Here is a 23,037-nt window from a genome sequence, read left to right as displayed (position 1 = left end):
TGAAAAAGGGCCGGGAGTGACCCGGCCCGATGCGAAGGGGGCGCCGGCGGCGCCCCTTGCCGTTTCGGCTTACTGCTGCTGGGGCGCCTCGGCCGGAGCCTCGGCCGGGGCCTCAGCCGGTGCGGCGGCCGGTGCGGCGGCGAGGTTCTTGTTTGCCTCGACCAGCGCGTTCATGCCGGCGGTAAAGCCCTTGAGCGACAGGTCCAGCTTGACCAGCTGCTCTTTCGGCGCGCCGAAGGGCAGGACCGAGACGGTGGCCTTGTTGCCCTTTTTCAACGGGCCCAGTTCGGCATCCGCCAGGCCGATGCGCGAGATGCAGCCGACCGGCGCGCAGAGCATGAAGGGATAGCGCGATTCCTTGGCGGCATCGACCTGCAGGCCCAGCCCGGCCTGAAGGTCGGTTTCCAGCGGCGCGATGAAGGTGATGACGGCCTGAACGTTGCCGCTCATCGGGATCACCGAGGCCTCGGCCACCGGCGAATCGTTCTGGTCCTTGAGTAGCTGGTAAAGCTCGCAGGGATCGTTGCCCTCCTGCGTCTTCATGCAGCGCAGGGTCCAGTCGCCATGCGTCGATCTGGCATAGGGCTGACCGACCTGCGTCTCGCCCTCGGCGGCGGCTTCCGGCGCAGCTTCGGCTTCAGCTTCGGCGGCGGCCGGCGCCTCGGCTTCCGGGGTGGCAGGGGCGGGCGCTTCGGCCGCGGGGGCTTCGGCGGCTGGCTGGGCCGGGGTCTCGGTGCTCGCGTCTTGCGCCATCACGCTGGTGGTGCCCGCCAGGGTGAAGAGGGCGGCGATCAGTGCCGCGGACGTCCTGTTGACCATGTTCTCTTCCTTTGGTCCATGCATCGGCCCCGGTCCTAACATGCGCATGCTGGCTTGTCAGGGCGGATCGCATCGCACGCCGTCACCTTTGCGTTGGAAGATGGGTTGGAAGATGCGCGGCAAGGCCCAGGGTCGCGCGGAACGGCAGGGGCGAGGCCGCAGAAGCGAGGGACCCGGAGCGTAAGACAGCCGCCCCGGGTCCCCATGCTTACCTTCCCTGCCGGACTGGCCGGTCATCATTGCGCCGAAGGCTAGAGCCAGCGAGGGAAGCCGTCAACTGTCCTAAACGTCAATGATGACATCGGCGCGACAAGGCCGTGAACTGGGCAGATCGCAGGCATCCGCGGCGAAAAAATGCCGCGCCCGAAGGCGCGGCAGTCCAACAGGGAGGAAGCCGGCCATCCGCCGATGCGGGGTCCGGCAAGGAACAGACTGGCACAAAATCGTTACGGTTGTATTGTCCTTTCGTCCCAAGCCCGCGCTTTTTTGCCGATCCGAGGAGGAAAAATGACAGAAATCGTCGATCTGGACGCCGGAACGGTCTTCGTGGGCGGAGGCGGCGCGGATTACGCGGCGCCGCAGCTGCTGCTGCTGAAATACGCCAACCGCCACGGGCTGATCGCCGGAGCGACGGGGACCGGCAAGACGGTGACCTTGCAGACGCTGGCCGAATCGTTCTCGCGCGCCGGGGTGCCGGTCTTCATGGCCGATGTGAAGGGCGACCTGGCCGGCATCGCCAAGCCGGGCCTGGCCGAGGGCAAGCTGCACGAGAGCTTTCTCAGCCGCGCCGAGCAGATCGGCGTCGCCCTGGACTACCAGGCCTTTCCCGTCACCTTCTGGGACATCTGGGGCCAGCGCGGCCACCCGGTCCGCACCACCCCGGCCGAGATGGGGCCGCTGCTGCTCTCGCGGCTGATGGGGCTGAGCGATGCGCAGGAGGGGGTGATGAACATCGCCTTCCGCGTCGCCGACGAGGAGGGGCTGGCGCTGCTGGATCTCAAGGACCTGCAGGCCATGCTGGTCTGGGTCGGGCAGAACGCCAAGGACCTGTCGCTGAAATACGGCAATGTCTCGACCGCCTCGGTGGGCGCCATCCAGCGCGCGCTCATGGTGCTGGAGAACGAGGGCGGCGGCTTGCTGTTCGGCGAGCCGGCGCTGGAACTTGCGGACATGATGCGGTTGGACGCCTCGGGCAAGGGGATGATCAACATCCTCTCGGCCGAGAAACTGATGAACGCGCCGCGCCTTTACGCGACCTTCCTGCTTTGGCTGATGGCCGAGCTGTTCGAGCAGCTGCCCGAGGTCGGCGACCCGGACAAGCCGAAGATCGCCTTTTTCTTCGACGAAGCGCATCTGTTGTTCGACGACGCGCCGCCGGCGCTGGTGGACAAGATCGAGCAGGTGGCGCGGCTGATCCGGTCCAAGGGCGTCAGCCTGTGGTTCATCAGCCAGAACCCGGCCGACCTGCCGGAATCGGTGCTGGGCCAGCTGGGCAACCGGGTGCAGCACGCGCTGCGCGCCTTTACCGCCAAGGACCAGAAGGCGCTGCGGCTGGCGGCGCAGAACTATCGCGCGAATCCGGATTTCGACACGGCCGAGGCGATCCAGGCCGTCGGCACCGGCGAGGCGGTGACCTCGCTTCTGGAGGCCAAGGGCGTGCCGGGCATCGTGCAGCGCACGCTGATTCGCCCGCCGCTGTCGCAACTCGGTCCGATCCCGGATACCGAGCGCGCGGCGATCAACGCCGCCTCGCCCATGGCGTTGAAATACGGCACGCCGCTCGACCGGGAATCGGCGGCCGAGATCCTGGCCAAGCGCGCCGAGGCCGCGGCCGCGAGCGCCAGCACCGGGCCGGGGGCAGGGGCCGGAGGCTTGGACGACGACCTCTGGAAGATGGACCGCGAGCATGCCCGCGGCCGTCGCTACGATCCCGCCGCCCGGCTCCCGGCCGAGCCCAAGCCGCGCGCCCGCCGCTCGAACAGCGATTCGATTGCCACGACCTTCGGCAAGAGCCTGGCCCGGCAGCTGGGCACCAAGACCGGGCAGGCGCTGGTGCGCGGCGTTCTGGGCTCGCTGTTCAGGGGCAAGTAAGCGGCGCCGGGCAGGTCGCGGCCCCGGCGGCTTCGGCCGTCTCGGCCAGGATCGCGATCAGCAGCATGATGTGGCGATGCATGTCATAGCCGGCCTGGCCCTGGCGCCGGGCCATTTCCAGGCGTTCTTCTTCGGCGCGCAGCCGGGCAAGGGCCGAGCCGGCGGCGGGCAGAGCCTCGCATTTCAGCACCCGGCGCAGGTCGCGCTTGCGGCTCCAGCCCTGAAGGCCCGCCCGCGCGGCCCGCACCAGCAGGCGCGGGCGGCGCAGATGCGGCTGGGCCGGGCGCGGCTGGAAGGCAATCACATTGCTCATCATCGTCATGGCGATTTTCCCCGTCAGCTGGTTCCGGGGGGATTATCTGCAACCTGAACGTGTGTTGCGCCGCAGGGCCGAACTGCGCGCGCCGCAGCAAGGAATCTTTAGGAATTCTTAGCAAATACTGCCGCATCTCGACCTGATCCCGTTCCGGTGGACAGGGACGGGAGACAACCCATGGGCGAGCATCTGCCCGCTCGTCTGCAGGAAGCGAAGGAATGACCATGACGATTTTGACGGGAGATTTCGCCCCGGACGCCTTGATTGCCGCCCTGCCCGCCGGCATCGACGCCACGGCCTGCAATCCGCCCGATCCCCAGCCCGAGGACAGCGACCTGAAGCTTTACCTGCGCCATGTCGAGGGCGGCGAGTCGATCCGCGCCCTGGCGCGCGAGACGGGCTGCCATGCCTCCACCATCCTGCGCCGCATCCGCCGCTTCGAAGCGCGCCGCGACGATCCGCTGGTCGATCGCGCGGTGGAACGCGCCGCGGGCAATCGCAAGAGCCACGCCCTGGTCGCGCCGGGGCAGACGGGCATGAAGCAGATCACCCGCATCCTGCGCCGGCTGGCCGAGCCGGGGGCGCAGCTGGTCGTGGCCGAGGGCATGGACAAGGCCATCGTCGTGCGCGACGACATCCGCACCGCCATCCTGGACCGCGAGCTGGCCGAGCATATGGCGATCCGCGCCTGGGTGCAGCTTGTCGGGCAGGGGCGGGTCAGCCGCTATGCCATCTCGGCGCAGGGACGCGAGGCGCTGCGGGCGATGCTGGCCGCCCGGCGCAGCAATGCCCTGCCGCGGGGCGAGGATTTCGTCATGGCCGATCCGGTCGGTCCCGGCCCGGGCGCCCCCCAGCCGGGGGGATGCGCCGAAGCCCCCGCCGGCTTCACCCATGCCGACCGCCACCGCACTTGGGAAGAACGCGAGATCACCGATCCCGAGGACGGCCGCCGCCGCCGCGCCCGCGTCAACATCGCCGAAAGCCCGCTCTTGATGCTGGCCCGGCGGCGCGAGCCGGACGGCCGTCCCTTCCTCGCGCCCGAACTGGTCGCGGCCGGCGAACGCCTGCGCGAGGATTTCGAGCTGGCGCAGATGGGCCCGCGCATCACCCAGAACTGGGACCGGTTCCTGACTGCCGGGGTCGATGTCTCGCGCGTCTCGGCCGCCCATGGCGGCGGTTCGGAAGGGGCGCGCAACCGCGTCGCCGCCGCGCTGCGCGAGCTGGGCCCGGGCATGGGCGACATGTGCCTGCGGGTCTGCTGCTTTCTCGAAGGCATCGAGATGACCGAGCGGCGGCTGGGCTGGTCGGCCCGTTCGGGCAAGATCGTGCTGCGCCTTGGCCTGATGCGGCTGGAACGCCACTACCGCGAGACCTATGGCTCGGGCGCGCCGCTGATCGGATAGCCGATCCGGTCAGGGCCATGAAAAAGGGCGCCCCGGCGGCGCCCTTTCGCGTTTGCGGCCTGCGATTCCCGATCAGGCCGCGGCCTTGGCGGGATTGGCGCGCAGCCAGTCCAGAACCGCTTCCGGGGCGCTGGCGCCATAGGGGTCCTCGGGGCAGTCGTCCATGCGGCCGGGCTCCTCGAACCAGGCCTCGACGCGGCCGTCGTTGACGATGGCGGCATAGCGCCAGCTGCGGGCGCCGAAGCCCAGATTGTCCTTGCGCACCAGCATACCGACCTTTTCGGTGAACTCGCCCGAACCGTCCGGGATCACCCCGACATGCTGCAGGTTCTGGGACTTCGCCCATTGGTTCATCACGAAACTGTCGTTCACCGACAGGCAGTAGATGGCGTCGATGCCCAGCTCGGTCATCTCGGCGGCGGCCTTCTCGAAGCCCGGCAGCTGATAGGTCGAGCAGGTGGGCGTGAAGGCGCCGGGCAGCGAGAACAGCACCGCGCGCTTGCCCCTGAAATAGTCGGCCGTGGTCATGTCCTGCCAGCAATAGGGGTTCGGCCCCGCGATCGATTCGTCGCGGACACGGGTCCGGAAGGTCACGTCGGGAAGCAGATCGCCTTGTTTCATCCTTGGTCCTTTCCTCATCCACTCCTCCCTCGTTTCGATGCTGCGTCGCGGCATCGAAGCGTCATACATGCACCCCGCATTGGCGTTGATCAAGACCGGGAAAACCCTTAAGTTCGGCTGACCCCAGCAAAGGATGCCGAAATGGCGGATATGCCCCCGGTTCTGCGCCACCCCGAAAAGGCCCACCGTCCCGACCAGCCCCAGCCGAAAAAGCCGGACTGGATTCGCGTCAAGGCGCCGACCAGCCAGGGATACAAGGACACCCGCGACATCCTGCGCACCAACCGCCTCTCGACCGTCTGCGAAGAGGCCGGCTGCCCCAATGTCGGCGAATGCTGGAGCCAGGGCCACGCCACCATGATGATCATGGGCGAGATCTGCACCCGCGGCTGTTCCTTCTGCAACGTGATGACCGGCAAGCCCAACGCGCTCGACGCGTTCGAGCCGGGCCGCGTCGCCCATGCCGTGCAGAAGCTGGGGCTGAAGCATGTCGTCATCACCTCGGTGGACCGCGACGACCTCGATGACGGCGGGGCCGAGCATTTCGCCCAGACCATCCGCGCGATCCGCCACCGCTCGCCCGCCTCGACCATCGAGGTGCTGACGCCCGACTTCCTCAAGTCGAAGCCCGGCGCGCTGGAGATCGTGGTCGAGGCGCGGCCCGACGTATTCAACCACAATCTCGAAACGGTGCCCGGCCTTTATCCCACGGTCCGCCCCGGCGCGCGCTATTTCCACAGCCTGCGGCTCTTGCAGCGGGTGAAGGAGCTGGATCCCGGCATGTTCACCAAGTCGGGCATCATGGTGGGCCTGGGCGAGGATCGCCAGGGCGTGCTGCAGGTCATGGACGACATGCGCGCCGCCGATGTGGATTTCATCACCATCGGGCAATATCTGCAGCCGACGTCCAAGCATCACCGCGTGGACCGCTTTGTCACCCCCGAGGAGTTCAAGGGCTACGAAAAAGCTGCCTATGGCAAGGGATTCCTGATGGTCTCGGCGACGCCGCTGACGCGTTCGTCCTATCATGCCGGCGACGATTTCGCCCGGCTGCGCGACGCCCGCTTGGCCAAGCTGGGCCGGGCCTGAAGGGGCTTGCAAAAGCCGGCATTGCGCCTTAGGCGAATGACGGAAGGCCCGAGTGGCGGAATGGTAGACGCAGCGGATTCAAAAGCCCAAGCAAGCGCCTGATTCAGATTATCATTCCGTTGCGAAAACGGCCAGACAAATCGGAAACAAACGGTGAAAGTTGCGAGCGTCATTTTCGGCGCTCCTGCGCTTCGATGGCCCTGACTTTCTGCCGCGCCGGACCTGCGTATTTCCGGACCATTGCGACGGTGGTGTGCCCGGTGACGGCGGCAATCAACTCGTCGCTGCAACCGGCTGCCGCCATCTCTGCCGCCGCCGCGTAGCGCAGGCCGTGAATGTCGTAATTCTCCGCGCCTATCTCCTTCCGAACAGCCATGATGCGTTGCGCCGCTGCCCGATATGACAAGGGCTTTCCCCGGCCATGCGCGCAGATCGTCACGCCGCGCTTGGGGGTTGCAGACAGGACCGCGCGAAGGCGGGGGGTGAACGGCACCCACAGGCGCGCCTGGGTCTTGCCTTGGGTGACGTTGATCCCATCCCCCTCGATATCGGACCAGCGCATTTTCAGCACGTCTCCGATTCGTTGGCCCGTGCCAAGGCATAGCTCGAATACCAGGAGGGTGTGGCCGTCTGCCCTCTCTCGGAACGCGTCTATCTTGTCGGCGGGCCACGGTTCGCGCGGAACGGTATCTGCCTTGATCAGGCCGACGCCCTTGGCCGGGTTCTTTCCGGTTTCGACCCACCCTATGTCTTGGGCATGTTCGAACAGGATGCGGAGGACCTGCACGATGTAGCTGGCGAATCGCGCCTTGTCGGAATTGGCATCCCGCGCCCTGATCACGTCCTTGCGCTGCATCCTCTCGACGGGAAGATGCCCGATCTTGTCTTTGACCCAGATCAGAACCTTGTCGTAGTCCTTTGCGGTGCGTGGCGCGAGTTTCCGGTATCGCTGGCTCCTGATATAATCGGCCGTCAGGGCGCTGAACGTCCTTGCAGTGGCCTCCGGGGCCAGCCGCGCTCCGTTCAGCAAGGCAGCATATTCCAGCGCAAATTCCGGTGTCCCGGCCTCGGCTTTGATCCGCGCAGTTGGCCAGCCGCGGCGCTGGAAATACAGCACGCCCTTCTTGTCGTAGACGTGCGCGGGCAGGGCGCGCTTCGTCATCGGCGCATGTCCACAAGATCAAAGTCGTCGGCCGGCGGTTGCTGACTTGCGGGCGAAACGATGATGGCTCCGTCAGGGTCAATCCTGACATGGAATCCCTGCGCGGCCCACTCGGATACCGCCCGGCGAAGATCTGACGGTTTCATGATCGGCTCATGCCTCCCCATCTACGCCTCCCTCTGTGCGGGGCGGCGGTATTCGTGCTGCCCTGCGAATGGCAGAAGCCAGCGACCAAGCGCGGTGTCTCTGAGCCAGAACGGCGCGCGCATCCAGAAAGTGTATGCAAGGCGACCCATCACCCCTTCTCCCCCGTGCTGGTCAGGGCTGTGCGAGCGGCGACAACTTCCGGCAGGCTGCGCGTTCCCTCGTCACTGTCATAGAGGCCGACCATGCCGCGCAGCGCCTCCCGCAGCCTCCGGTTTTCCTCGGCCAGCGCGGTGAAATCTCGCCTCAGTTCTCCAATCAGATCAATCAGGGTGCCTTTGCTTAGATTATTAAGCATCGCTCTTTCCTTTCAGGGCGAGCATCTCCTGCCCCACCAATTCCCGCGCTTTGTCGTGATGGGTCATTTCAGCGTCTCCATTTCGGCGAGGATGGCGTCCATGATGTGCTTGCCGTGGTTAGCATCCTTGAACAGGCTCGCCGCCCGCTTCACCCCCTCTCGAACCTTCTCGCGGCCATAGGCTTCAAGGGCGGCTTTGGCATCGGCGGGGGTTAGGGCGCGGATTGACGCCGCGAGTGCCGTAATCGATGCCCGCTGATTGTATGGTGCGCCTTGCCCGAAGTTGAAGGCTTTATCCGCCGCCTGCTCAATCACCGCCGCGATCTGCGCCCGCGCTTCGTCGCGCTCAATTGCAGCTTGCATTGCTGCACCACGATACTCGTTGATTTCTGCCCTTGCCTTGTCACGCTCGGTTTTTAGCTTGTCGCCTCTGGCTTCTTCTAGTTTGCAATGCTCAAGCAAACCGTCACGCTCGGCTTCGGCTTTATCGGCGCGTTCGTCGGCCCTGTCGGCTTCCTCCGTCCGCTTTCGCAGCACTCCGCGCAACCTCTCAACCTCATCCTCGGCTTTCTCGGCGCGAGCCTTCCAGCCCTCGACAACCCCGACCAACTCGGATGCGTCCAGTCTACCCTCGGCCTGTCCGAGGCGCGCGGCCAGATCACTGATTTGGTTGACTGCTTCCGTTAGGGCATTGTTCAGCCGCTCGATTTCGGCGCGGGCTGCTTCTAGGTCAGAGTAGCGAACGTATTGCCCAGCAATGTCCGGGCGCATAGGCAACGGTTTCCAGTCAAGATCGCGGGGCGGGTCGAACCGATCAACCATCATTCACCGCCTTTCAGGGCGCGCAGGGCTTTGTTAAAAGCCATAGGCAAATCGCCCTCTTTTGCATCTTCACGCATCGCATCCCAAACAGATTGCCAGTTGACGCTGGAAGGATGAATTTGCGTATTCAGAATCACCGTTGCCGCCTCCGTGACCGGCTGGCTGGGCTGGGGCGGGTGGGCGTGGCCTTCAAGCTCACCGATCCGAACCGTGACTTGTTCGCGGCATGTCTGAAATCCATTTGCCCAGATGCGTTGTTTGTTCAGCGATCCAGCTTGGTCCCGCCAATCAGCGGGGAATGTCAGCGCGGGTGCAATCGCGTCCCACCACGCCACCGGCCCCGCCTCTTGCGCGGTCGGGGTTGCGGCCTGCGGGGCTGGCGTCAGGGCGGCGAGGATGCGGCGCTCGACTTCAAGCGCGATGGCCTCAACGGCCTCAAGGTCGATGCCATACCCCCAATCACCCGCTGCGGCTCGAATGGCCTGCAAGTCATCGAAGGAGATGATCCATCCCGCCTTGCTTTCATCGCCAGCAGCACGGGTCAGCGCCCGCACCTGCCCCGAGGCGCAGAGGTCTGCCGTTTCGATGGGGGCCCGCGGCGGCCCGCCGTGTTGAGATTTGGTCATGTCATTTCTCCAGCAAATGCCGCAGGCGGTCCTGAATGCGCGGCGTGTAATCGAAATCGTTGCCGTAGACCTCGCGCCATTCCGTTTTGGCGAGGTGGATGGCGATCTTGGTCTTGTCGGGGCCGTTGCCTTCGTGATGGTCGAGGCAAAGGGGGACGGCCATTTCGTCAGGCGTCTTGCGTTGGCTAAAACGGCCGTGAAAAACGTGGTGAGCCTCGGTGCGACTAAGCTGCGGCAAGCCCCATTCCTCGCAAATGATGCAGGGCATTTGGCGCACCGCAGCGAGGTAATCAGGGCGAGCCTTGGCCTTGGGCTGCTTGAGTCCAAGAGACGGCTTGCCGGCGAGGTTTCCGAGGCGCGCGTTCATTGCACTGCCCCGTCAGACCATTGGACACCGTGACGGTCGCCATAGGCCATGACGAACGTGATCAGATCCGCGAATTGCGACTTCGACAGTCTAGAGGTGCGAAATCCCGCCGGGAATGGCGGAGCGCCTTCGATGCCGGGCTGCCAGACAATCTCATAGCCAAGCGCCGACATGAATGCCGCTTTCCACATCTCTGGCGACATGGTGCGGCCCTCTGGCTTGGCCCGGGCAATATCGGAAAGCATCGCCCAAAGCTTGGCATTCTGATCCAGCGAGCGCGTTCCCTCCTTGACCGTCACCACCGCGTCAACCGGGGCACGGTCGATGATCGACTTTGCCAATATGCGTTGCACATCGCCACGGATGATAACGGTCTGCGCCATGATCAGCACGCGCCCCCGATGTGGAACCGCTCGTTCCAGACCTTGCGCACAGCCTTCTCGTCAATCGACAGGGTGTAGGCGGTTGCGGTGATCATCCAGGCCGGATCTTCGGCATGGTCGGCATTCAACGCGATCAGGTGGTGGAATTCGTCCACGATGCGCTGTTCCTGACGGGCCTTGGTGAGGGCGGTCATTGGCGGGCCTCAAACCTTTCCGCGCAGGCGCTCGATAAGCGCAGCTTTATATTTCGGCATGTTTAGGTTTTCCTTCTGCGTCCCCCACCGGAGGTTTTCGGGACGGTTGTTGTGTGCATCTTCGTCAAGGTGGAGAACCACCGCGCCGGGAAATGGCTTCGGGCCATGAAATGCCTCGCACACCAGTTGATGAACCTTCCGCGGTTGCTGTCTCGGGCCGTTTCCGACGCGCTTAAGCATGATGTGTCGGTAGGTGTGCTTAGCGTCCTTGTTAGCCCTAGATATTTGGCCGACCTGCGGCTCAGGCGTGTAAAGCCGATACCCACCATTCGGAAGCGGTGCATATACCGGCGATTGGAGGACTCGCCCAAGTGAGCTTGCCATAACTCCCGGTTCGCTCGGGACAGGTTTCCATATTTCGGTGGTGTCCTTCATCCCGACCTCAGAATGGTATCGAATCGTCGTCAAAGTCAGGACGGCTCGGGGGCAGGTTGTCGCCACCGTAGCTTTCCTCCTGACCGCGCGCCGCGCCGCCGCCTTCCGGCCAGTCGATCACGTCAAGGCGCGCGCCAAAGCCCGACAGAACAACCTCGGTCGAATATCGATCATTTCCGCTCTGGTCCTGCCATTTGCGGGTGCGCTGCGGACCTTCCGCATAGACGCGCTTGCCTTTCGCCAGATACTTCTCTGCGATCTGGGCGAGCGGTCCCCAAGCGACGACCGTATGCCATTCTGTGCGCTCTTTCTTCTCGCCAGTGTTCTTGTCCTTCCACTGTTCGCCCGTGGCGATGCGGAAGGTTGCGACCTTCTCCCCGCTCTGGGTCTGGCGGATTTCAGGATCGGCACCGAGACGGCCGAGAAGGGAAACGCGGTTCAGGTCAGCCATCAGAAAGCCTCTTTTTCTTGCCAGACGCGGACGCCATTGATCGACCGAGCCTTGTGGTTGCAGCGCACGTAGTCCTCGATGAATGCGGTGACGGCGTCCCGGTCATTGGTAGCTATGTCGTGTAGGGCGGCACGATGGTCTTCGATCTGGTATTTCGTGACCGTGCGCAGACCCTTCACGGTGTCCTTGCTTGCGGCTGTTGCGCGGCGCTGCGCTTCTTCGGCCTCGCGCTGAGCTTCGGCTGCGGCGCGCTGCGCCTCAATGTCAGCGGTGTTCGCAGCACGGGCGGCTTCTTCGGCCTCGCGCATCTTACGCGCCGCCTCGGCCTTGGCCGCGCGCTCGGCGGCTTCCTTCTCGGCGGCCAGCTTCTTCTTAAAGCCGTCAACCAGAGCGACTAGACCGCCCTCGATGCGCTTAGCGTCGTCAATGCTCGGCTTCCAGCGCGCGCCCTCGGCCTTGTAGGCGTCATAGAGCGGGGCCGTGGCCGATTTCTGACCAGCCTCAAGGCCAAGTCGGAACTCGCGCATTGCCTTGCGCAGCACATCGACTGCTTTCATCTGGCCTTCGTTTTCAACCGGCGTTCCATCCAGCCAGTTTTCTGCTTCCATGCGCTCACTTTCGTATTGAGCGCAAATAGCGTCGATGGGATCAGGAGGGTTGTTGCCTCCCATGACGGCGCGCGGATTCATCTCGTTCATTTTGAGCCTCAATAGGGGATTTCGCTGGCGTCGATCACGTCCGGCTTTCTGGCGTTGATCGTGGCTTGCAGCTTTCGCATCAGCGGCGCGAAGCTGTCTGCGGGAAGGTCGTGCAAATGCTCGATGCCTGCAGCTTTGGTGATCTGGTCCTCGGACACGCCGGCCTCGTCTGCCTTTTCGCGGATCTGGACGAATTGCTCCTGGCTGATCGTTTTCACCTCGGCCTGGTGCCGCATCTGGCTGTCAGGGCGCGGCGCGGCGCTCTGCGCATCGTCGTCAATCTCGGCTGACAGGCCGAGAGCCGCCTTGAGCGTGTATCGCTGCAAATAGGTGACCGCACTTCCAACAGCCTGGAACGGGTTCTTGCTGCCCGAGCCGTCCGGCGCGCACGTCAGCGACGTTTCCTCGCTATGCCCGTGGGCGTGAGCGATGATGCAGGTGACGCGGACACCGCCATTGCCCTGATCGGTTCGGAACCGATACGACAAGCCGAACTCCGATAGGATCGGGTCGATCACCTTGGCGATGCCGGCCAGCGTCTCATGCTTGTAGTGCGTCCGCCCCTTGCTTGACGTGAAATCAACGGTGGCGTCTTTGACAATCGGCGGAATCTTGGCCCGGGCCGCTGCCAGCGCAGCAGCGAACGCAACTCGGGCATTGTCCCGGTCGTGGTCGCGCTTGAGCGCCAGCATCCGTTCCAGTTTGTCGAGATCGGCATCAGGGTTAAGCACCAGCCGCTCGATCATGTTGACCATGGGGTCGGCGGGCAGATGCGTGACAGACCCATCATGCTTTGCGATAGCGTTCATGGAATGCTCCTATTCCGCTGCCAGATCGTGGCGCAGGTCGCGCATCTGATCGGCGTATTCGTCGGCGTCGTCTTGCTCTGCGGTCTGGCGCCATTCGACCAGCGCAAGATCCTCCTGCCGCGCGACCTCATCTTCTCCCAGCAGCGCAACCGCGGTTTCACGGGTCTGCTTGCGACCGTCGAAGGTCCAGCTATCCAGAGAGATGTTGTTGACCCACTGGATGGACCGCATGCCGTAGCGGTCGCGGTGGCGTGACCAGAAGGCATCAATTTCAAACAGCGCCTCGGCCTCGACATAGCCTTCTGCGGCGTCCATGGTCAGGGTGCCGGTGTGATAGTCCATCACCGCTCCCCCATGACAGCAGCGCAATCCGAGCGGGCATAGCCTGCGCAGGCGGCGGGATTGCTGGCGGCCTCTACGATGGCCTTGGCGGCCGGGATGGCGATGAAAGCGATGATCGCAATCCATACAGCGATGGACCAAGCAAGGAGCGCGGACCAGACGAAGGCGCGCAGGCGGTAATCGGCGGGGCTGCGGTAGGTCATTGCCGGACCTCACACACCGGGCGCTCGGGAAGCGGGGCGGAAAGCGTGACGCCGCCCATGCTGATGAAGCAGTGCCGGATCGCGTCAACAACGTCCGGGTTGTCGAGGCAAAGACCGGCAATCAGGCCGGGCGGGACGGGGGATAGCGGGGCTTGCATGGCAGGGGGTGCCTCCATCTCGGGGGTGGGCCGGGCACGTCTTTGTCGCCGGCTGTGAGATGAAGGTAGTGGGGAAACTCCCCCACGTCAACACCAAAGTGGGGGAACGCCCCCATTTTTGTTTTCCGCCATCCCTGCACCCATGCTATACCTGCCGTGCCGGGACTCGGCCGCTCGGCCCGCTGGGGCTGGGTGATTCGTAGCAAAAAGCCCGCCGGTGAGGCGGGCATATGAGTCCGTGCTATTAATGCTGACTCGTGTTACAGTATATCATCCCGGCGGAATTCTCGCCGTGGTGTGATGGAGGACCAGCCATGGTCCGCGAAAGCAAAGTCCCGCAAACCGAGGCCCAGATGCTTCAAACTGCGGTGGATGCCATGGACAACGAGGGCGGCCCCGGCAACGCTACCGAAGTCAAACGCGACAAGGAAAAGGCGGCGCAAGCGGCTCACGACGCCAAGGTCGATGCCTGGAACAAGGGATACGAAGCCTTGGCCGACTAGCGGCGCGTTCATGGGCAAGTCGGCGGCGGGGGAAGCCTCGCCGCTTTTCGTTTGAGCCATGAAGAAGCCCCGCCGGAGCGGGGCTGGCTGTGGGGATTGGCGGTTTACTCTGGCTTAGTATCTATATAAGATTCCATCACTCCGGTGCGGTGCCTCCTCCGCCAGCCTTCGGGCGTAAGAGCGAAGCGAGCCTACCCCAGGTAGGGGCTGATTTGGTTCAGCAGCCGCACCGGACCCTTCATCTTAGCCGGCGATGCCAGATGCAGAACTTTCCTGTCACGGCAGTGTCCTGAAATGGGTTCTGGACAGAAGCTCGCCCGAGGATATGCCGACAAAGGTCCTGCTTCGATGAGCTAGCGCCTTCGGCAGTGTCTCGTGCGTTCAGGCGATAGGCCAGCGCGCCATTCATCAAGTCTGGCAACGCCAGCATCGGAGTGCTTTTCGAGCACAAAAACTGGCACCTTCGGAAGGGATGGCGTCGAGCATCACCGGCTCTAGCCCGGCCCCTGTTCAAGATGATCCGCAGTTCCTCCGGCGTGTTGTTCGTGGATCGCTGATCAAGATACAGGTTGAACGGTCCGCTGGTGTAATGCTTCGCCAGTTTGTTCGCTAACTGGTAGATTTCTTTATTGAACCCTACATCCGATGAGCCGCCGTTGAAGTCTTCATGGCGCTGCTTCTGCCGGTCTACGACCACGCAATAGTAGTGCAGACGGTCATACTGGAACAGAACGTCGCAGACACGCTTATACGCTTCCAGCTTGGCACGGGATACCTTGCCCCACTTCAACTCACCCTTGGGCAAGTCCGGCAATCTCGCTGCGCTAAGTCGAGCCAGTATTTCTGGCTCCTCAGACGCTCGAAGAATAACGCCGCCAATTATCAGGTAGCGGGATTTCGTCTGGCTGCTTTCGTCTACATAGACATTATACGATTCACTCAAGGGGATCGAAGCCTCTCCGCCGCCTCCCTGAACACCTCGGCCACGGCGGGGTGCGCCCGCTCGGCCTGGTCCAGCATCGACCGCGCCGCCTCGGCCCGCCCTTCCGGCGAGGTCAGCAGCACCGTTCCCATGTTCACCAGCGTCTCCAGCAGCGCGGCGCGCAGGGCCTGCTCGGCGGTTTGTTCTGGCATAGCTAACCCTCCCAGTCCCTCAACACATCCGCCCAGTCACACAGCATCCGCTCGGCGCCATAGTCGCCCTGGCGGTGGCGTTCCTCGGCCGCTTCCAGCAGCAGGAAGGGCAGGGCCTTCATCTCTACGGACCCCGGATGCTCGACCAGGCTGCGCACCAGCCCCAGCACCACGCGGGCGGCTATCGCGACTTGCTCAGCATCCTCCTGGTCGTGGTCGATGGGCATGGGCGTCTCAGTCTACCCGCTGCACGAACTCGGGCGGCAAGCTCAACCGAACAGGCGCGGCCCACTTTAGCCGAACGCCGTGCATGTTCTCGGTTTCCGGGTTGATCGAAAGCAGGCTGAACTTGCCGTCCTCTCGACCGACCTTTACCTGCTTGACCCAAACTTTTCCGTCCTCGTCCTCACAGACGCATACCTTCCCGATAGCCTCGGTCGGGACTCCTAGGGCATCGCGTGAGTAGAAGAGAATCGAGCCGGGCTGATAGGCTGGCATCATGCTGTCCCCGACCACTTCGACGGCAACGATCCCTTTGGGGCTGATCTGCGGCGGGCAGGCGACATGGTAGATCCCATCGCCTTTCTCGTATGCGTCCACCAACTCAACCTTGGCGCCGGCCCCCACCTGCCCGGCAACAGCAATGACCGCTCGGGCCGGGATCACATCCATGGAACCGGCCTCGCCGATGCGCACCAGTTCATCAATTGACCGCCCCAAGACGGAAGCCAATGCGTAGGCGTTGACCACCTTAGGCGAAGAATCGTTTCGGAATAGATCGCGAACGCCGGACTCGCCCATTCCGGCGGCCAGAGACAACGGCTTCATCTTCCATCCGTCCGCGTCCATTGCAATTTTCAGGCCGCGAACGAAGGCATCAAGGTGCTGTTTTTCCATGTGGGGAAAATACCCCACATGATAACTGGCCGCGATGGGGAAGTTCCCCTTGCCTAAGTGGGGGTGTTCCCCCATAATGCCGGCCATGGAACAACTCATCTCAGACATTGAGGCTTACTGCGCCCGGGCCGGGATCAGCCCTCAGAAGCTGCTGCGCGATGCGATCAACGCGCAGTGGGGTCAATGGCAGAAGTGGAAGGACGGCGAAGCCAGCCCGACGATGAAGGTGGCTGATCGCATCCGGGAACACATGAAGCAAAACAGTGGGGTGCATGCCTTGGCACGTGGGGAGCGATCCCCCACCCGTCAAGTGCAACGCCGCAACACCCAAGCCGGAAAGCGAGGTGCGGCATGATGCGCGCACCCCAAAGCTACAAGCTCACGGTTGCCGGCCTGATCGCTGGCCTGGGCGTCGAGGATATCGCCTGCCAACACGGCTTGGACGTGAGCCTGATCCGCCGCCACGTCGAGGCAATGCGCCGCAACGGCGTCCTCGCGTCCATCATCCAGCAGGCGAGGGCGGCATGATCGAAACCCTCACCGACGAGCAATGCGATCAGATCGCGGACGCCATCCTTCGGGCGTCTGGCTCAGCCCTTCGCCACTACACCTTGCAGAAATCGCGGGACGACATTCGCGCCGCGGTTCGTTTGTCCGTCTCCCAAACCATGGAGAACTGCAATGCCCATCGGGATTAACGCCGTTCGTTCGGCGCTGGAATCCGGCGACTGCATCATGGTCACGCTTCGCCGCTTTGACGAACAGCCCGCCAAGCAAGGCTTGCTCTACACCCTGAAATCCACAGGGCAGGCCATCCCCAACCGCACGATGATGAAGCTGCGGGGCGATCTGGAACCTATGGACAAGGGCCTGTTCGATGACGCGCCGCAGTCGTTCGTCCTCAAGCAGGGCGCCTAGATATGACGCCTCGGCAAACGCAAAGCCGCCAAGGCAGCACATGTGCGGAAGGTGCGGAGCCGTCGCGCCGTTCGGCTTTTCAGCGCCTGATGGCAGCAGCGACCGAGGCACGTTCTGGGCTTGCTCGGCGCATCGAGCCGACGCCGAGGCTCACTGGCGCGAAACCTACCACGCCGGACCTGACCGCGAGAGCCTACCGCCTGAGCAACCGTCGAAAGGACGCGGCAGAGCGGTATCTGTCGCTGCACCGGACCCTCGGCAGGAAAGCCTGATATGATCCTCGCCAAAGTATGCCTGCCATGGCCTCCCCGCGCCACCAGCCCGAACGCAAGCGGGCAGGGGCAATGGCGTCGCAAGGCATCGGCAGCCAAGGGCTACAAGCTGGCCTGCTGGGCGCTGTGCGAGGCCGAGAAGATCCGCCCAGTCGATGCAATCGCCGTTGACGTGCTGGTGACGTTCTGCCCGCCGTCCCGCCGCCGGTTTGACCTCGATAACGCGCTGTCCTGTGAACCGGCGTGCAAAATTGACCCCGTAACGGGGTAATCGGCTTCCAAAAATGACCCCCTTACGCTGATGGTCATGATGCCTCCGAGGCTATCGGGGGGCACAGTGTGGGATGCTGGTTGTGGAGACGATTGCGAAGATCCGCCGGGCGTATTTCCAGGACAAGAAGTCGATCAAGCATATCTGCCGAGAGCTGCGGGTATCGCGGAACACGGTTCGGAAGGTGATCCGGTCCGGCGCAACGGAGATGACTTACGAGCGAACCGTCCAACCGCAGCCGAAGATCGGTCCCTGGAAAGGCAAGCTCGACGAGATGCTGGCGGCGAATGCGCGCAAGCCGAAGCGCGAGCGGCTGACCCGCATCCGGATTTTCGAAGAGCTCAGGGCCCTCGGATATGACGGCGGCTACGACGCGGTCCGACGCTATGCGGCTTCGTGGTCGCAGGCGGAGCAGGAAGCGTCAGCCGCCGCCTATGTGCCACTGAGCTTCGATCCGGGTGAAGCCTACCAGTTCGACTGGAGTCACGAGGTCGTTCTGATCGACGGCGTGACCACCACGGTGAAGGTGGCTCACGTCCGGCTTTGTCATAGCCGGATGCTGTTCGTCCGGGCCTACCCGCGAGAGACGCAGGAAATGGTGTTCGATGCCCATGACAAGGCCTTTGCCTTCTTCGGCGGCGCCTGTGCGCGTGGGATCTACGACAACATGAAGACGGCGGTGGACACGATCTTCGTCGGCCGCGACCGCGCGTATAATCGCCGGTTCCAGCAGATGTGCGGACACTACCTTGTCGATCCCGTCGCCTGCACCCCCGCGTCCGGCTGGGAGAAGGGACAAGTAGAGAACCAGGTTGGCGTTGTCCGGCGGCGGTTCTTCGTGCCGCGGCCGCGCTTCAAGAGCTACGCGGAACTCAACGCCTGGCTTCAGGATCGCTGTATTGCCTGGGCCAAGGCCCATCCGCACCAGGAATTGCGTGATCGGACAATCTGGGACGTGTTCCAGGATGAGCGGGCGAGCCTGGTGCCCTACGTCGGCCCTTTCGACGGATTCCATGCCGTGCCGGCCTCGGTGTCCAAGACCTGCCTCGTTAGGTTCGACAAGAACCGCTACTCGGTCGATGGTCGCGCCGTCGGCCGTCCGGTCGAGATCCGCGCCTATGCCGAGCGGGTCGAGGTCTGGCAGGACGGCAAGATCGTCGGCCGGCACGACCGCGCCTTCGGGCGCGACAAGGCCATCTATGACCCGCTGCACTACATCCCGGTGCTGGCCCGCAAGCCCGGCGCCCTTCGAAACGGCGCTCCCTTCAAGGAATGGGAACTGCCGCCGGCGATACGACGCGTCCAGCGTAAGCTGGGGCGCGTGCCGAACGGTGACCGTCAGATGGTCCAGATCCTGAGCATGATCCCAACGGATGGACTGGAAGCCGTCGAGGCTGCCTGCGTCGAGGCCCTGACCGAAGGCGCCCCGGCGGCATCGGTCGTTCTGAACATCCTGGCCCGACATCGCGAGCCACCACCTCCGTTGACCATCGCCACGCCGGACGCGTTGCGCCTGACCTGCGAGCCCGTGGCCGACTGCAAACGCTACGACAGCCTCAGGAGACCCCGCCATGGAAAGATCACAGGTGCTGGACGCGATGGGCCAGTTGAAGCTCTACGGCATGAAGGCCGCCTACGATGAGATCATCGCCACGGCGGTGAAGCGACAGCACGAACCGCAGCAAATCGTGGGCGACCTGCTGAACGCCGAGATCAGCGAGAAACAAGCTCGCTCGATCAAATACCAGATGACCATCGCCAAGCTGCCCTTGGCCAAGGAAGTCGACGAGTTCAGCTTCGAAGACACGCCCGTAAACGAAACGCTGGTGCGCGATCTGGCCTCCGGAGAGTTCCTCGAGCATCAGCGTAACGTCGTCCTCATCGGCGGCACCGGGACCGGCAAATCCCACCTTGCCGTCAGCATCGCCCGGGCCTGCATCCGCCGTGGCAAGCGCGGCCGCTTCTTCAACGTCGTGGACCTGGTGAACAAGCTGGACGCCGAAGCCCGCGCCGACCGACAGGGACGCACTGCGGATCTCCTGTGCCGCCTCGACTTCCTGATCCTCGACGAGTTGGGATATCTGCCGTTCGCCCAGACGGGTGGCCAGCTCCTGTTCCACCTCATCAGTCGCCTTTACGAACGCACCTCGATCATCGTGACGACGAACCTCGACTTCGGCGAATGGCCGACCGTCTTCGGAGACGCGAAGATGACAACGGCGCTCCTCGACCGACTGACCCATCACTGTGACATCGTCGAGACCGGCAACGAGAGCTGGCGCTTCAAGACGCGGGAATGACCGAGACGCCGCTGGCCCGATCCGGTTGCGCTGTATGGAGGCTACACCGCATCGGGCCAGCTACCCGTGCTGACCAAGCGGGGTCATTATTGGGCGCCGAAAGGGGGTCAAAGTTGCGTGCCGATTGACAGTTTCTCTGCGCCGTGGGTGAGGCCGTGGGACAGGTCGCTGTAGAGTCGGTGGTTTCCGGCGTGCCCATGGCGCGGCTGTCCTATGCCCCGGTCAAGGCGCGACTACAGGGTGCCGGACTCAAACTGTCCCGCTTCGAAGGAGTATCGCCGTGAGTTTCATCAGCTATCCGCCGGGCGGCGCGGGCATGTCGTCGGCGCCCCGGTCCGCCCCGCAACGCCGGCTGACCACATCCGGCCGGCTGCGGCTGAGCCGGGACGGCGGGCATCTCGTCTCGGTCGATGCCATCGGCGGCGCCCTCATCGACCTCGCCAGCAGCGACCCGGCCAACCTGGTCGTGCCGATCTGGGCGCAGGGCAAGTATGTCCTCAACGAGATCGTGTTTTTCGATCACCGCGGCGGGGACCTGGGCGATGTAGCCATCGACGTCCGCACGCTCGACGCCGCGAGGGGCGGCGGCCGCCTTTTGTCGTCGGGCGTGCCGCTATCGGCCTTGTCCAACCGGAAGGCCGCCGTCCGGCGCTTCTTCAACGTTCAGGCCAGCGTCGTTCTTTCGGCACCGCACCTCTACCTGACCATCAACGGCACGGGGACCGGAACGGTGATGATGCGGGTAATCGGCGGCGTCGTCTCGACCGAGGATCCGGAGCATCCGCTGAGCGATCCGCGCAGGCTGGGGTAGTCTGGGGGCTCAAACCCCGGCGACCTTGCGCAAGGCTTCGTCAATGCGGCTCTGCCAACCGGGGCCGCCGGCCTTGAAATACTCGATCACCTCGGGGCTGAGGCGGATCGTGGTGCTGACCTTCGGATTGTCCAGTTTCGGCCGGCCGCGCTGGACGGTGGCCTTGACGGCGCGCTTCTGCCAGTAGGGCGTGGAAAGATCGGGCGCGTCGTCGTCAAAATCGGGGGGCATAGGCTTTCTGTTCGCGGGCATTGGCTTTCCTCATGCTGATGACGTGGGCGGTTTCGCCGCGGGGTGTCCAGACCATGACCATCATGCGGCCCTTGAGGTGGCCGATGGAGATCAGTCGGGTTTCGCCGTAGTCGTAGCGGTCGTCCTCGAACGTCAGGGTTGCACCGGCGAGGATTTCAGCGCCGTCTGCTTCAAGGTCCAACCCGCGTTCCGCGAGGGTCTTGGCGCGCTTTGCTGGGTCGCTGGTGCATTTCATGTAGTAACAAATAATGCGCCGCGCCCGGCTTGTCAATAAGCGTAGTAACGAAAAATGGGATAGGGGTCAGTCGCAAGAGGTGCGATGGTGGAGGCCGATCCGGTTAGTCTTCCTTAATGAAGGGGCCGAGTAGCGCCAAAAGGCCAGCGTCCGCTCTGCCGCCATCAAGTTGTCGGATCATGTTTGCGCGAACCTGCTGAAGCGCAGCATCGATCCCGCGAATGGTGATCGCGCGATGGGAAAGCTCTACATCGCTCCGATCTGGGATCGGGGGATACTTCTCTTCCAGCGTGGCCACTAGCTCTGCTGTGGTCGTCCGGTTGTTGGCCTCTGCTGCCGCCTCGATCCGGGCTTTGAGATCAGCAGGCATGCGGAAGTTGACCTGAACCTGTTCTGATGCTGGTGGGCGAGCCATGGGGATTCTCCTTTGGCAAGCAACATGCTTTATTTTTTGCTTGACGCAAGACATAGCGTGATGCTTTATAGCTGTGTGCTTTACGAAAGGAGACAGCGATGCAGACCATCATTCCAGCGCACGGGCAGGAGGGCATCGCGCAGATCGCGTTGCGCGTCCCTGTGTCGCTGCGGGATGAACTTAAATCTGAGGCTCGTCGCCAAGGGCGTTCGTTGAACACCCATCTGGTGATGACCTTGAGAGCGGCAGCGGGGGAAGGGGCCGTCCAAAGCTCGACCCCCGCTGCCGGAAACGAAAACGCTGCCTGACGGGGCGGCATCTTCTGTCAACAACGGTTGAAAAGGAACCGACATGACTGCCTATGATCGTAACATGAACCTGCCGGTCGTGCAAATCGCGGACACGCAGGTGCAGCAGATCGCCTACAAGGGCGAACCTGTCGTCACCTTTGCCATGGTGGACGAGATCCACCAACGCGCGGACGGCACGGCGAAGCGTAACTTCAACGAGAACCAAGAGCGGTTCCAAGCGGGCCGCGATTTCATCGAACTAACTTCGGACGAAATTCGTACCAACCTCCCTGATGGGGTGTTTTCGAAGTTTGCACCCAAGGGCATCCTCCTGACCGAGCGCGGCTATCTCAAGCTGGTGAAGCCGATGCAGGACGACCGCGCTTGGGAAGTGCAAGGCGAGATGATCGACTGCTACTTCAAAGTGAAGAACGCGGAACCGCTGGCCGCGCCCGTCGCCTCGGCTGTCCTGTCCCGCGAGGTCAGGCTGCAAACCAAGATGTTCGCGAAACTGGCGAAGGATATGGGGCTGGAAGGCAACCAAGCCATCCTGTCGGTCTGCCGGGGCGTCGAGAACATGACCGGCGTGAACCCGATGGCCGCTATGGGCATCAAGCGGCTGGAAGCCGAGCAGAACGAGGACATGCTGAACGTGCGCGACCTCGGGGCCAAGATCGGCGTCACCGCGCAGGAGATGAACCTCAAGCTGATCGGCCGGGGCTTGCAGACCTCCTACCGGAACCGGAAGGGCGATCTGAAATACGAACTGACCGAAGAAGGCAAGGCGCACGGCGGGACGTGGCACGATGTGCAGAAGGCGCAGGGCGGTCGCCCCGTTCGTCAGCTTCTGTGGCCGGCGCAGGTGGCGGACCTGTTCAAGACCGATCTCGGCGGAGTGCTGGCATGACCCCGGAGTATGTCACGGGATCTGCTGTTGGCCTGCTGTCCGATTTCCTGGTCCTTTACTCCATCCATAATGGCGGTCAGGTCGATGTGGGCGCCTTGTTCGATCAGCTTTATCTGATGAACCAGAGGGCGCCGGAGGAATGGGACCGGGCGCGGGATAAGGTGATCCCCATGGTCCATGACCTGTTCGTAGCCTACCTGCACGACAGCAAAATTGACCTGCCCGGCATGATCGATTCCCATACCAGCCGCATCAACGGCATCGTCAGCTAACAAAACGGCCTCCGGCGCGTGTGCAGCGCAACCGGAGGCCTAACCCCAACAGTTCTTTCTAGGAGAACC

The 23,037-nt window shown here is 63.5% G+C and carries 38 protein-coding genes; 15 read left to right on the top strand and 23 right to left on the bottom strand.

Translation table 11 applies throughout. The annotated features are described in order from the left end of the window. Positions 1-69 precede the first annotated feature (69 nt). On the bottom strand, positions 70-819 hold the full coding sequence (locus LOS78_RS05785) for an invasion associated locus B family protein (RefSeq protein WP_230376085.1): 750 nt from the start codon (positions 817-819) through the stop codon (positions 70-72). Between the two features lie 507 nt (positions 820-1,326). Here LOS78_RS05785 and LOS78_RS05780 point away from each other — a divergent pair. Next, the gene (locus LOS78_RS05780; protein ID WP_230376082.1) at positions 1,327-2,910 is read left to right on the top strand and encodes a helicase HerA-like domain-containing protein; all 1,584 of its coding nucleotides are present in this window, start codon (positions 1,327-1,329) and stop codon (positions 2,908-2,910) included. On the opposite strand, the gene LOS78_RS05775 is transcribed toward LOS78_RS05780, so the two are convergent. Beyond that, positions 2,897-3,232, bottom strand: a complete 336-nt coding sequence (locus LOS78_RS05775) for a DUF6477 family protein (protein ID WP_230376078.1) — start codon at positions 3,230-3,232, stop codon at positions 2,897-2,899. The genes LOS78_RS05780 and LOS78_RS05775 overlap by 14 nt on opposite strands. A gap of 212 nt (positions 3,233-3,444) precedes the next feature. On the opposite strand from LOS78_RS05775, the gene LOS78_RS05770 reads away from it, so the two are divergent. Then, positions 3,445-4,629, top strand: a complete 1,185-nt coding sequence (locus LOS78_RS05770; RefSeq protein WP_230376076.1) for a DUF6456 domain-containing protein — start codon at positions 3,445-3,447, stop codon at positions 4,627-4,629. Between the two features lie 72 nt (positions 4,630-4,701). Here the strand turns inward: LOS78_RS05770 and LOS78_RS05765 are convergent, their stop codons facing one another. Continuing rightward, on the bottom strand, positions 4,702-5,250 hold the full coding sequence (locus tag LOS78_RS05765) for a peroxiredoxin (protein WP_230376074.1): 549 nt from the start codon (positions 5,248-5,250) through the stop codon (positions 4,702-4,704). 141 nt (positions 5,251-5,391) lie between these two features. On the opposite strand from LOS78_RS05765, the gene lipA reads away from it, so the two are divergent. Continuing rightward, entirely contained in the window at positions 5,392-6,339 is a 948-nt protein-coding gene (gene lipA, locus LOS78_RS05760) for a lipoyl synthase (RefSeq protein ID WP_028711375.1), read from the top strand. Between the two features lie 169 nt (positions 6,340-6,508). Here lipA and LOS78_RS05755 read toward each other — a convergent pair whose 3' ends face one another. The 13 genes from LOS78_RS05755 to LOS78_RS05700 form a co-directional block, all read right to left on the bottom strand. Beyond that, complete coding sequence (locus LOS78_RS05755; protein ID WP_230376072.1) at positions 6,509-7,501, bottom strand: tyrosine-type recombinase/integrase; 993 nt, start codon at positions 7,499-7,501, stop codon at positions 6,509-6,511. Positions 7,502-7,796: 295 nt separating this feature from the next. Continuing rightward, positions 7,797-8,003 carry a hypothetical protein gene (locus LOS78_RS05750; protein WP_230376070.1) on the bottom strand — a complete coding sequence of 69 codons (207 nt, stop codon included), beginning with the start codon at positions 8,001-8,003 and terminating at the stop codon, positions 7,797-7,799. A gap of 63 nt (positions 8,004-8,066) precedes the next feature. After that, positions 8,067-8,828 carry a hypothetical protein gene (locus LOS78_RS05745; protein WP_230376069.1) on the bottom strand — a complete coding sequence of 254 codons (762 nt, stop codon included), beginning with the start codon at positions 8,826-8,828 and terminating at the stop codon, positions 8,067-8,069. Continuing rightward, positions 8,825-9,451, bottom strand: coding sequence for a hypothetical protein (locus tag LOS78_RS05740; RefSeq protein ID WP_230376068.1), 627 nt, complete (start codon positions 9,449-9,451; stop codon positions 8,825-8,827). Before LOS78_RS05740 ends, LOS78_RS05745 begins: the two co-directional genes overlap by 4 nt. A gap of 1 nt (position 9,452) precedes the next feature. After that, positions 9,453-9,818, bottom strand: a complete 366-nt coding sequence (locus LOS78_RS05735) for a hypothetical protein (protein WP_230376067.1) — start codon at positions 9,816-9,818, stop codon at positions 9,453-9,455. Continuing rightward, positions 9,815-10,201 carry a recombination protein NinB gene (locus LOS78_RS05730; protein ID WP_230376066.1) on the bottom strand — a complete coding sequence of 129 codons (387 nt, stop codon included), beginning with the start codon at positions 10,199-10,201 and terminating at the stop codon, positions 9,815-9,817. Before LOS78_RS05730 ends, LOS78_RS05735 begins: the two co-directional genes overlap by 4 nt. Before the next feature lie 2 nt (positions 10,202-10,203). Further along, positions 10,204-10,395: a hypothetical protein gene (locus LOS78_RS05725; RefSeq protein WP_230376065.1), complete on the bottom strand. Its 192-nt coding sequence runs from the start codon at positions 10,393-10,395 to the stop codon at positions 10,204-10,206. Positions 10,396-10,404: 9 nt separating this feature from the next. After that, on the bottom strand, positions 10,405-10,635 hold the full coding sequence (locus tag LOS78_RS22080; protein ID WP_371824708.1) for an HNH endonuclease signature motif containing protein: 231 nt from the start codon (positions 10,633-10,635) through the stop codon (positions 10,405-10,407). Between the two features lie 202 nt (positions 10,636-10,837). After that, on the bottom strand, positions 10,838-11,281 hold the full coding sequence (gene ssb / locus LOS78_RS05720) for a single-stranded DNA-binding protein (RefSeq protein WP_230376064.1): 444 nt from the start codon (positions 11,279-11,281) through the stop codon (positions 10,838-10,840). Beyond that, on the bottom strand, positions 11,281-11,979 hold the full coding sequence (locus tag LOS78_RS05715) for a hypothetical protein (RefSeq protein ID WP_230376063.1): 699 nt from the start codon (positions 11,977-11,979) through the stop codon (positions 11,281-11,283). The genes ssb and LOS78_RS05715 overlap by 1 nt, the downstream gene beginning before the upstream one ends. Positions 11,980-11,987: 8 nt before the next feature. Beyond that, the gene (locus LOS78_RS05710; protein ID WP_230376062.1) at positions 11,988-12,788 is read right to left on the bottom strand and encodes an ERF family protein; all 801 of its coding nucleotides are present in this window, start codon (positions 12,786-12,788) and stop codon (positions 11,988-11,990) included. Positions 12,789-12,797: 9 nt separating this feature from the next. Continuing rightward, a complete protein-coding gene (locus LOS78_RS05705; RefSeq protein WP_230376060.1) occupies positions 12,798-13,130 on the bottom strand; it encodes a hypothetical protein in 333 nt (110 codons plus the stop codon). Beyond that, entirely contained in the window at positions 13,130-13,333 is a 204-nt protein-coding gene (locus LOS78_RS05700; RefSeq protein ID WP_230376059.1) for a hypothetical protein, read from the bottom strand. The genes LOS78_RS05705 and LOS78_RS05700 overlap by 1 nt, the downstream gene beginning before the upstream one ends. 472 nt (positions 13,334-13,805) lie before the next feature. On the opposite strand from LOS78_RS05700, the gene LOS78_RS05695 reads away from it, so the two are divergent. Then, the gene (locus tag LOS78_RS05695) at positions 13,806-13,994 is read left to right on the top strand and encodes a hypothetical protein (protein WP_041529929.1); all 189 of its coding nucleotides are present in this window, start codon (positions 13,806-13,808) and stop codon (positions 13,992-13,994) included. Positions 13,995-14,232: 238 nt separating this feature from the next. On the opposite strand, the gene LOS78_RS05690 is transcribed toward LOS78_RS05695, so the two are convergent. Genes LOS78_RS05690 through LOS78_RS05675 form a run of 4 tightly spaced genes read right to left on the bottom strand, consistent with a single transcriptional unit; the run spans position 14,233 to position 16,112 of the window. Then, entirely contained in the window at positions 14,233-14,937 is a 705-nt protein-coding gene (locus LOS78_RS05690; RefSeq protein ID WP_230376057.1) for a DUF3800 domain-containing protein, read from the bottom strand. Continuing rightward, positions 14,934-15,128 carry a hypothetical protein gene (locus tag LOS78_RS05685; protein ID WP_230376055.1) on the bottom strand — a complete coding sequence of 65 codons (195 nt, stop codon included), beginning with the start codon at positions 15,126-15,128 and terminating at the stop codon, positions 14,934-14,936. Before LOS78_RS05685 ends, LOS78_RS05690 begins: the two co-directional genes overlap by 4 nt. 2 nt (positions 15,129-15,130) lie before the next feature. Next, the gene (locus tag LOS78_RS05680) at positions 15,131-15,355 is read right to left on the bottom strand and encodes a hypothetical protein (protein WP_230376054.1); all 225 of its coding nucleotides are present in this window, start codon (positions 15,353-15,355) and stop codon (positions 15,131-15,133) included. A gap of 7 nt (positions 15,356-15,362) precedes the next feature. Then, positions 15,363-16,112 carry a S24 family peptidase gene (locus tag LOS78_RS05675; RefSeq protein WP_230376052.1) on the bottom strand — a complete coding sequence of 250 codons (750 nt, stop codon included), beginning with the start codon at positions 16,110-16,112 and terminating at the stop codon, positions 15,363-15,365. Between LOS78_RS05675 and LOS78_RS05670 the strand changes: the two genes are divergently transcribed. The 8 genes from LOS78_RS05670 to LOS78_RS05635 all read left to right on the top strand — a co-directional run bounded on the left by LOS78_RS05670 (position 16,111) and on the right by LOS78_RS05635 (position 20,597). Then, positions 16,111-16,380 (top strand): hypothetical protein, encoded by a 270-nt coding sequence (locus tag LOS78_RS05670; protein WP_230376049.1) that lies wholly within the window; start codon positions 16,111-16,113, stop codon positions 16,378-16,380. The two genes, LOS78_RS05675 and LOS78_RS05670, sit on opposite strands and share 2 nt — an antisense overlap. Then, the gene (locus LOS78_RS05665; protein WP_230376047.1) at positions 16,377-16,553 is read left to right on the top strand and encodes a hypothetical protein; all 177 of its coding nucleotides are present in this window, start codon (positions 16,377-16,379) and stop codon (positions 16,551-16,553) included. The genes LOS78_RS05670 and LOS78_RS05665 overlap by 4 nt, the downstream gene beginning before the upstream one ends. After that, positions 16,550-16,723 carry a hypothetical protein gene (locus LOS78_RS05660; protein WP_230376045.1) on the top strand — a complete coding sequence of 58 codons (174 nt, stop codon included), beginning with the start codon at positions 16,550-16,552 and terminating at the stop codon, positions 16,721-16,723. Before LOS78_RS05665 ends, LOS78_RS05660 begins: the two co-directional genes overlap by 4 nt. After that, complete coding sequence (locus tag LOS78_RS05655; protein ID WP_230376043.1) at positions 16,707-16,943, top strand: hypothetical protein; 237 nt, start codon at positions 16,707-16,709, stop codon at positions 16,941-16,943. The genes LOS78_RS05660 and LOS78_RS05655 overlap by 17 nt, the downstream gene beginning before the upstream one ends. A 273-nt stretch (positions 16,944-17,216) precedes the next feature. Further along, positions 17,217-17,486: a hypothetical protein gene (locus LOS78_RS05650; protein WP_230376042.1), complete on the top strand. Its 270-nt coding sequence runs from the start codon at positions 17,217-17,219 to the stop codon at positions 17,484-17,486. A 73-nt stretch (positions 17,487-17,559) separates the two neighbouring features. Further along, positions 17,560-19,128 carry an IS21 family transposase gene (gene istA / locus LOS78_RS05645; RefSeq protein ID WP_028717560.1) on the top strand — a complete coding sequence of 523 codons (1,569 nt, stop codon included), beginning with the start codon at positions 17,560-17,562 and terminating at the stop codon, positions 19,126-19,128. After that, positions 19,058-19,786, top strand: coding sequence for an IS21-like element ISPkr1 family helper ATPase IstB (gene istB, locus LOS78_RS05640; RefSeq protein ID WP_024843951.1), 729 nt, complete (start codon positions 19,058-19,060; stop codon positions 19,784-19,786). Before istA ends, istB begins: the two co-directional genes overlap by 71 nt. Positions 19,787-20,066: 280 nt before the next feature. Next, positions 20,067-20,597: a hypothetical protein gene (locus tag LOS78_RS05635; protein WP_230376038.1), complete on the top strand. Its 531-nt coding sequence runs from the start codon at positions 20,067-20,069 to the stop codon at positions 20,595-20,597. Between the two features lie 9 nt (positions 20,598-20,606). Here LOS78_RS05635 and LOS78_RS05630 read toward each other — a convergent pair whose 3' ends face one another. From LOS78_RS05630 to LOS78_RS05620, 3 genes are all read right to left on the bottom strand, one after another. Next, positions 20,607-20,828, bottom strand: a complete 222-nt coding sequence (locus tag LOS78_RS05630; protein ID WP_230376037.1) for a BrnA antitoxin family protein — start codon at positions 20,826-20,828, stop codon at positions 20,607-20,609. After that, positions 20,812-21,084, bottom strand: a complete 273-nt coding sequence (locus LOS78_RS05625) for a BrnT family toxin (protein WP_230376035.1) — start codon at positions 21,082-21,084, stop codon at positions 20,812-20,814. The genes LOS78_RS05630 and LOS78_RS05625 overlap by 17 nt, the downstream gene beginning before the upstream one ends. A gap of 103 nt (positions 21,085-21,187) precedes the next feature. Continuing rightward, on the bottom strand, positions 21,188-21,499 hold the full coding sequence (locus tag LOS78_RS05620; protein WP_230376033.1) for an Arc family DNA-binding protein: 312 nt from the start codon (positions 21,497-21,499) through the stop codon (positions 21,188-21,190). Between the two features lie 98 nt (positions 21,500-21,597). Here LOS78_RS05620 and LOS78_RS05615 point away from each other — a divergent pair, with 98 nt between their 5' ends. Genes LOS78_RS05615 through LOS78_RS05605 form a run of 3 tightly spaced genes read left to right on the top strand, consistent with a single transcriptional unit; the run spans position 21,598 to position 22,968 of the window. Beyond that, positions 21,598-21,807 carry an Arc family DNA-binding protein gene (locus LOS78_RS05615; protein ID WP_230376031.1) on the top strand — a complete coding sequence of 70 codons (210 nt, stop codon included), beginning with the start codon at positions 21,598-21,600 and terminating at the stop codon, positions 21,805-21,807. Positions 21,808-21,850: 43 nt separating this feature from the next. After that, entirely contained in the window at positions 21,851-22,696 is an 846-nt protein-coding gene (locus tag LOS78_RS05610) for an ORF6N domain-containing protein (RefSeq protein ID WP_230376029.1), read from the top strand. After that, positions 22,693-22,968, top strand: coding sequence for a hypothetical protein (locus LOS78_RS05605; protein ID WP_230376027.1), 276 nt, complete (start codon positions 22,693-22,695; stop codon positions 22,966-22,968). The genes LOS78_RS05610 and LOS78_RS05605 overlap by 4 nt, the downstream gene beginning before the upstream one ends. Positions 22,969-23,037: the final 69 nt, after the last annotated feature.

It is taken from the genome of Paracoccus sp. MA (assembly GCF_020990385.1).
In the GTDB taxonomy this organism is placed as follows: Bacteria; Pseudomonadota; Alphaproteobacteria; order Rhodobacterales; family Rhodobacteraceae; genus Paracoccus.
Note: the sequence above shows the minus strand (reverse complement) of the source record. Positions and strands in the feature narration are given on the sequence as shown.